Genomic DNA, 6,829 nt, shown 5'->3' with positions numbered 1-6,829 from the left:
AAGAAAACGTAATTTAATTGAAACAGTTTTTGATTATTTAAAGAACAAAATGAACCTTGAGCATACTAGACACAGATCCCCTATAAATGCTTTTGTTCATATACTTTCTACACTAGTTGCCTATTCTCTTAAGAAAAATAAACCTTCCATAAATTGCAATTTCGACTTTCCTCTAAATTATAACCTTATCCCGAATTGACGTATTACGCCAAATTCACAAAAGTCATTGTAATTCCCGCTTAAGTGGGAATCTGGATACCTGCTTACGCAGGGGTGACATAAAAAAGTAAATTGTCATTCCCGAGTAGGCGGGAATCTAGTATATATCCCTACCTACGCAGGGATTATACAAAACAAGATTACTTTGTCGGATTACGCATCTTCGCAATGACGCAAGTTTGTTATGGATAACTAATCAGATTAGCTATATACTGATTAGACCTGTTGCATAACCTAATCTAATTGGTAATTTTGTTGTCAAAACTCGTCTCCGTTCCTCACGTACATCTTAGTACGCTGCGGTACTCGACTTCGTTTTTCCTAAAAATTCCTCAATTATCTTTAGGTTATGCAAGAGGTCTATTAAATTAAGTAGGGTTATTATGTTTAATAGATACAAATTTGCAGAATTTATTGTAACTTTTTTCTATATAGGTAAAATAAAATATTGTCCTGGTACATTTGGCTCTCTGGCTGCTTTCCCTTTGTGCTACTGGATATTATATCTTTCCATGCAAGTAGAACTTATTAGTATCTTTATTATCGCTTTTTTGATTTGCCTGTTACTATTTATATTAGGCACATATTTTTCCTCAATATACATACACTATAGTAAGCGAGAGGATCCAAGAGAAGTGGTGATTGATGAGGTAGTGGGTCAAATGCTAACATTAATATTAAGCTTTCCTTCCGTTTTTTTTATGAATTATTCAGGACTTACAAAATATTTAAGTTCACCTGTACTAAATTTTATCTTTTTATTGGCTTTACCTTTTGCTCTGTTCAGGTTCTTTGATATTATCAAACCATGGCCAATAAATTGGCTTGATGCCAATATTAAAGGTGGTATTGGCGTTATGGTAGATGATATTGCTGCAGCAGTTTTTGCTTCAGTTATGCATTACGCTATCACTTTTAGTCTAATAGATTGGTTTGGTTAAAGCATAAGAGTATACTCCACTGAATCGATTAATGGAGTGACCAATAACTTATAGCCATATTCTGTAATTAAGTAGTAAGTGTAATATTCGTGAACATTTTCTATAGTTATACTCGAATGATCTGAAGAGTTGGCTCCTGCAAATACTTGCGGGATATTCGGATATACATCCTTAATAATTCTTTTTCCAAGCAAAATATCTGTTTTATTCTTATCAAATTTGAGATTTGTGGCTATTACTACAATTTTCATACCAATAAATTTATCATGTTGTATCTCCAGCTCAACTTTAATAATAGCATTTTTGGATAGATTATTAGATGCTACAACAATTAAACAGATGATAATCTGGGCTATATGGTCATTGATATCTATGCTATATAACCTTGTAAATATTAGTTCAATATTATGATTTTTTGATTTTAAAAAATCAGTAGCTAATCTATTAACTTCTACAATAGAAGTCTTGCTATCCTCAGAAGCTAGGGAATATAAATAACGATAAAACTGTAAATAGCGTATCAGCCTATTAGTACTATCCTGAATCAGTTTAATAGCTTTTTCTTGATATTCTATAGTTTTTATTAAGTCAATACTATTATCTATAACCCCTATTGTCCCTGCAAAATCGTGACATATTTTTTCATTTAAAGCTTGGCTCAGCCTTATTAAACTTGGGCTTATTGAATTTAACATAAACTATATAACATAAACTGTATTTTTAATAAACTCGTTTAGCTGGCGGAATTGCCGCTACTTCATCTGTTAAAGTTGTAAGAGTTACCGGTTTATAATCTAGTTTGACATTACCTTGTTCGTCAATCCAAGCAAGTGTATGTTTCATCCACTCCTCATCGTTACGTTCTAAATAATCTTCTCTAGAATGTGCTCCTCTGCTTTCCTTTCTATTGGCAGCAGAATGCATAGTAATTACTGCTTGGTCTAATAAATTAGCTAATTCTAGTGCTTCCACTAAATCACTATTCCATATTAACGATTTATCATTGATCTGAATATCAGCATATTCCTTTCGTGCCTGATCAATCAGCTCTATCCCTTGATCTAGAACTTCTTGAGTTCTGAATACTGCTGCGTGATTTTGCATAATTTTTTGCATTTTGAGTCTTAGATCAGCTACTGGTATTTCTCCTTTAGCATGACGTATACCGTCAAATCTGCTAATTATTTTATCCAATATTGATTGAGGTAGAACCTTATGTGGTTGACCCACTTTAACAATTTCAGCAGCTTTTTTTGCTGCCGCCCTACCAAATACCACTAAATCAAGCAAAGAGTTCGATCCTAATCGATTAGCTCCATGTACTGAAACGCAGGCAGCCTCACCAATCGACATTAATCCAGGAATAATTTTATGATGATTATCCTGATCTTTATCAATAACTTGCCCATGGTAATTTGTTGGTATTCCCCCCATATTATAATGTACTGTTGGTAATACCGGTATTGGCTGGGTGTTAACATTAACCCCAGCAAAAATCTTTGCTGTTTCGGAAATACCCGGTAAACGTTCGTGAAGAATTTCCGGCGACAAATGATCTAAATGTAGGAATACATGATCTTTATGCTCACCTACGCCTCTATTTTCTCTGATTTCCATGGTAATAGCTCTTGAAACCACATCTCTTGAAGCAAGGTCTTTAGCGGCTGGAGCATATCGTTCCATAAATCTTTCACCATTGGCATTTACTAAATAACCACCTTCTCCCCTAGCACCTTCTGTAATTAAGCAGCCAGACCCATATATACCAGTTGGATGGAATTGAACGAATTCCATATCCTGCAAGGCAATGGAGCTTCTTGCCACCATTCCCCCTCCATCACCGGTACAAGTATGAGCACTTGTGGCAGAAAAATAAGCTCTACCATATCCGCCAGTAGCTAATACTACTAAGTGAGAATGAAAACAATGTATTGTCCCGTCATCAAGATTCCAAGCAACTACCCCTACACATTCTCCATTATTCATTAACAAATCAATGGCAAAATATTCAATAAAAAATTGAGCTTTATTTTTTAAAGCTTGTTGGTATAAAGTATGTAATATGGCATGACCAGTACGATCTGCTGCAGCACAAGTTCTTTGGGCAGCTTGCCCCTTGCCATAATTTGTCGTCATACCACCAAAAGGACGCTGATAAATTTTACCTTCTTCTGTTCGTGAAAAAGGTACCCCATAATGTTCAAGCTCTAGTACCACGGCAGCTGCATGTTTACACATATACTCAATCGCGTCTTGATCACCTAACCAATCAGAACCCTTTACGGTATCATACATATGCCAACGCCAATCATCTTGCCCCATATTACCAAGAGAGGCACTGATACCACCTTGTGCCGCTACAGTATGGCTTCTAGTGGGAAAAACCTTGCTAATACAAGCAGTACTCAACCCCTCTTTTGCCATACCAAAAGTTGCCCTAAGACCAGCTCCTCCAGCTCCAACTACCACTACATCAAATTGATGGTGGACAATATTATAAGATTTAGTAGACATTCATAAATTCCTTTTATTCCAAATAATACTCAAATAATTTTAACCTATAGCTAATCCGGCTAATATTATTCAGTCTATTAGCAAGGAGTAGCGAAACACGATTAAGCAATTACTTTCATGGATTGCCGCGTCGCCACTAAAGTGGCTCCTCGCAATGACGATTTATAAACCCAAGCGTCATTACGAGGAGGCGAAAGCCGACGAAGCAATCCATTTAGCTATAGTATAGCATAAAATAATGCTACCACTAAGAATGCAATCGTTATAATACAAAATATTTGCAAAAATATAATTAACCCAATACGAAGCTTGATACAACTAATATAATCCTCAATTACCACTCGCATACCAAGCATGGCATGATAGAAGGTGGTAATAATCAATATGCCCAAAGGCACAATATTGTAAGGTTTCTGTAAAGTACCAACAAAATGAGTTAAGTCCTTGCCAATATTACATTTAATAAAGACTATTAGCCAAATAGAGCAAATTGCCAAAATAATAGCAGTGATTCTTTGATGTAACCAGTGACTAGAGCCACTTTTTGCCGAACCAACTCCTTTAGCTTTTGCTAAATCTGTCCTTAAATTAGTATTCATATAGAGACCATAAATTAAATTGACTATAACAACCAAAAAGCTAACGTCATAACTATTGAGGCTATTACAACAAACCAGCCTGTGAAGTTAATAGCTCTTATTGAAAAGCAACGCCCACTATCCCAAATTAAGTGACGCACCCCATTACATAAATGGTAAAACCAGGCAAAACTTATAAATATTGGAGGGATTTTAAATACTCTACATTTAAAGAACTGTAAATATTCAGGATTAAATTTGCTAAAAGATAATAAAATAAAACACCATATCAATACTGATAGTGCAAAAAATAATCCTATCCCCGTCATACGATGCACAATAGACAAAACAGCACTGATCTGTTTTTTATATATTGTTAAATGAGGAGAAGTTGGTCTGCTATTATAAATTTCCTGCTTTGTTTTTGTCATATATTTTGTCATAAATTACATTTTATATTAGAGAGACCTAAAATGGAATATAACATAATAGGAATAGATGATAAATACTCTTATAATTTATTTTTATGAGTTTGTTCAAATAATATTTGCTTTTCGGTATTAATCACCTGTTCTATCTTTTCAGTAAGGTCTCGAACATCAGATTGTTCTATTTCCTCTACCGAGATAACATCAATTATCTTTACTTGAATTATCCCTGGTTTCTTAACCCAAAAGCCCCTTGGCCAATATACCCCTGCATTGTGTGCCATCATCACTATCGGTACTTTTGCCAATGAAGCTAATTTTACTGCACTAGGTTTAAATTTAGCGTTTTGTTCTGGTTTAAATCTAGTAGATTCCGGAAAGATAACCAACCATAAACCACTTTTTATCTTTTCCTGTCCTTCTCTTAAAATTTGACCAACCGAGATATTAGCATTACGGTCTACAGCAATTGGCTTAACCATTTTCAATCCCCAGCCGAATAACGGGATATTAAATAACTCTTTTTTTAATACCCAAGAATGTTCAGGTATAATTAATTGTACAAATATTTGTTCCCAGCATGATTGGTGATTAGACAATACTATGGAAGGTGATGTAGGTAATTTGTCTAGACCAACAACTTGGTATTTTAAACCACAAAAGATTTTAACCAGCCAAATAAATACATGAGAAAAAATAAACCCTATCCTGTATCGTATATAATAGTTGACATTGAAAAATGTTACGGGTATGTAACATATAAGGAAGAATGTAATGGTAAATATAGCAAGTAGTGCATAAAATGTTAATACTCTTAAACGCCAAAACATAGTTGGTTAACTCATTTGTTAATAATGAATAGATATATAACAGATATATAATAAATATATAGTATAAGATTACTTTTACATAGCTATAATTAGTAACTATTCGGAGAAATTCAATGAAAAAAACAGCTCTATCCGGATGTCAAGTGACTGGGGATCTACATTTAGGGAACTATCTCGGGGCAATTGTTAATTGGTCTAAGATTCAGGATGAGTATAATTGCTTGTTCTTTTTAGCCGATTTACATGCTATTACTATAGATCGCTCACCCATAGAACTAAACTCTTCTATATTGCAAACTGTTGCCATATATATAGCAACAGGGCTTGTGCCAGAGAAAACTACCATATTCGCACAAAGTATGGTGAAGGAACATACGGAACTTGCTTGGATATTAAATTGCGTTACCCCACTTGGTTGGCTTAAACGTATGACTCAGTTTAAAGACAAAGCAGGAAAAGACCAGGAAAATGCTGGCTTAGGATTATTGTCTTATCCAGTATTGATGGCAGCTGATATATTATTATATAATGCTGACATAGTACCTGTTGGTGATGATCAAAAACAGCATTTGGAACTTACCAGAGATATTGCGGCTATTATCAATAGAAAATTCAATCAGGATGTCCTAAAATTACCTGAACCATTAATTCAAGGCTCATCAAGAATAATGAGCTTAAAAGACGGTCGTAAAAAAATGAGTAAATCTGATCCATCTGATTTATCTCGTATTAATTTAAATGATAGCCCAGATCAAATTTACCAAAAAATTAAAAAAGCTAAAACAGATCATTTAGCGGAAATCAGTTATGATCCTCAAAATAGACCAGAAATTAGCAATTTAATTGACATTTATTGCAGTTTATCTGGTACTAATGTTGACAAAATAGTTGATCAGTACCAAAATGCCGGTTTTGCCAAATTTAAGGAGGAGCTAGCTGATATTATCATCACAACTCTAACTCCCATTCATGGTAAATATACAGAGTTAATGAAAAACCAAGATTATTTGATAACTACATTATATAACGGAGCGGATAAAGCTAGAATGACCGCTGCTAAAACTCTGATTGAACTCAAGAAATTAATGGGCTTTGTTGTGTAAAAAACCAATTATGATCTACTAATTTCTATATATAGTCATGTATGGACTTACCCGATAATGCAAGAAAAAAATAATATATAACAGCAAAAAATCGAACGCAGTCATGTATCCGGCTTATAGTTAATAAATTACCTTAAATTTACCCTATAGCCCTGATGGAATTCGCTGGCTTACAAACTTATACTTATCATTTCATCGACTTCTAACGAGCCATTG

At 34.3% G+C, this 6,829-nt stretch carries 8 protein-coding genes; 3 read left to right on the top strand and 5 right to left on the bottom strand.

What is annotated here, in order from left to right; all coding sequences use genetic code 11:
• Both RiCNE_RS04880 and RiCNE_RS04875 read left to right on the top strand, forming a co-directional pair.
• Positions 1–199 (top strand): transposase (locus RiCNE_RS04880; protein ID WP_157905643.1); only part of this gene is annotated, 199 nt, incomplete at its 5' end.
• Positions 200–602: 403 nt separating this feature from the next.
• Positions 603–1,160, top strand: a complete 558-nt coding sequence (locus tag RiCNE_RS04875; RefSeq protein ID WP_094649483.1) for a phosphatidylglycerophosphatase A family protein — start codon at positions 603–605, stop codon at positions 1,158–1,160.
• Here the strand turns inward: RiCNE_RS04875 and RiCNE_RS04870 are convergent.
• From RiCNE_RS04870 to RiCNE_RS04850, 5 genes are all read right to left on the bottom strand, one after another.
• Positions 1,157–1,855: a hypothetical protein gene (locus tag RiCNE_RS04870; RefSeq protein WP_094649482.1), complete on the bottom strand. Its 699-nt coding sequence runs from the start codon at positions 1,853–1,855 to the stop codon at positions 1,157–1,159. The two genes, RiCNE_RS04875 and RiCNE_RS04870, sit on opposite strands and share 4 nt — an antisense overlap.
• Before the next feature lie 25 nt (positions 1,856–1,880).
• The gene (gene sdhA / locus RiCNE_RS04865; protein WP_094649481.1) at positions 1,881–3,674 is read right to left on the bottom strand and encodes a succinate dehydrogenase flavoprotein subunit; all 1,794 of its coding nucleotides are present in this window, start codon (positions 3,672–3,674) and stop codon (positions 1,881–1,883) included.
• Positions 3,675–3,892: 218 nt separating this feature from the next.
• Complete coding sequence (gene sdhD / locus RiCNE_RS04860; RefSeq protein ID WP_094649480.1) at positions 3,893–4,273, bottom strand: succinate dehydrogenase, hydrophobic membrane anchor protein; 381 nt, start codon at positions 4,271–4,273, stop codon at positions 3,893–3,895.
• 23 nt (positions 4,274–4,296) lie between these two features.
• Positions 4,297–4,683 carry a succinate dehydrogenase, cytochrome b556 subunit gene (gene sdhC / locus RiCNE_RS04855; RefSeq protein ID WP_094649479.1) on the bottom strand — a complete coding sequence of 129 codons (387 nt, stop codon included), beginning with the start codon at positions 4,681–4,683 and terminating at the stop codon, positions 4,297–4,299.
• Positions 4,684–4,763: 80 nt separating this feature from the next.
• On the bottom strand, positions 4,764–5,510 hold the full coding sequence (locus RiCNE_RS04850) for a lysophospholipid acyltransferase family protein (RefSeq protein ID WP_094649478.1): 747 nt from the start codon (positions 5,508–5,510) through the stop codon (positions 4,764–4,766).
• 113 nt (positions 5,511–5,623) lie between these two features.
• Here RiCNE_RS04850 and trpS point away from each other — a divergent pair, with 113 nt between their 5' ends.
• Positions 5,624–6,613 carry a tryptophan--tRNA ligase gene (trpS, locus tag RiCNE_RS04845; protein ID WP_094649477.1) on the top strand — a complete coding sequence of 330 codons (990 nt, stop codon included), beginning with the start codon at positions 5,624–5,626 and terminating at the stop codon, positions 6,611–6,613.
• The last annotated feature ends 216 nt before the right edge of the window (positions 6,614–6,829 follow it).

Source organism: Rickettsia endosymbiont of Culicoides newsteadi (genome assembly GCF_002259525.1).
Taxonomy (GTDB): domain Bacteria; phylum Pseudomonadota; class Alphaproteobacteria; order Rickettsiales; family Rickettsiaceae; genus Tisiphia.
The sequence above is the reverse complement of the archived record's forward strand: the minus strand, read 5'-3'. Positions and strand labels throughout refer to the sequence as shown.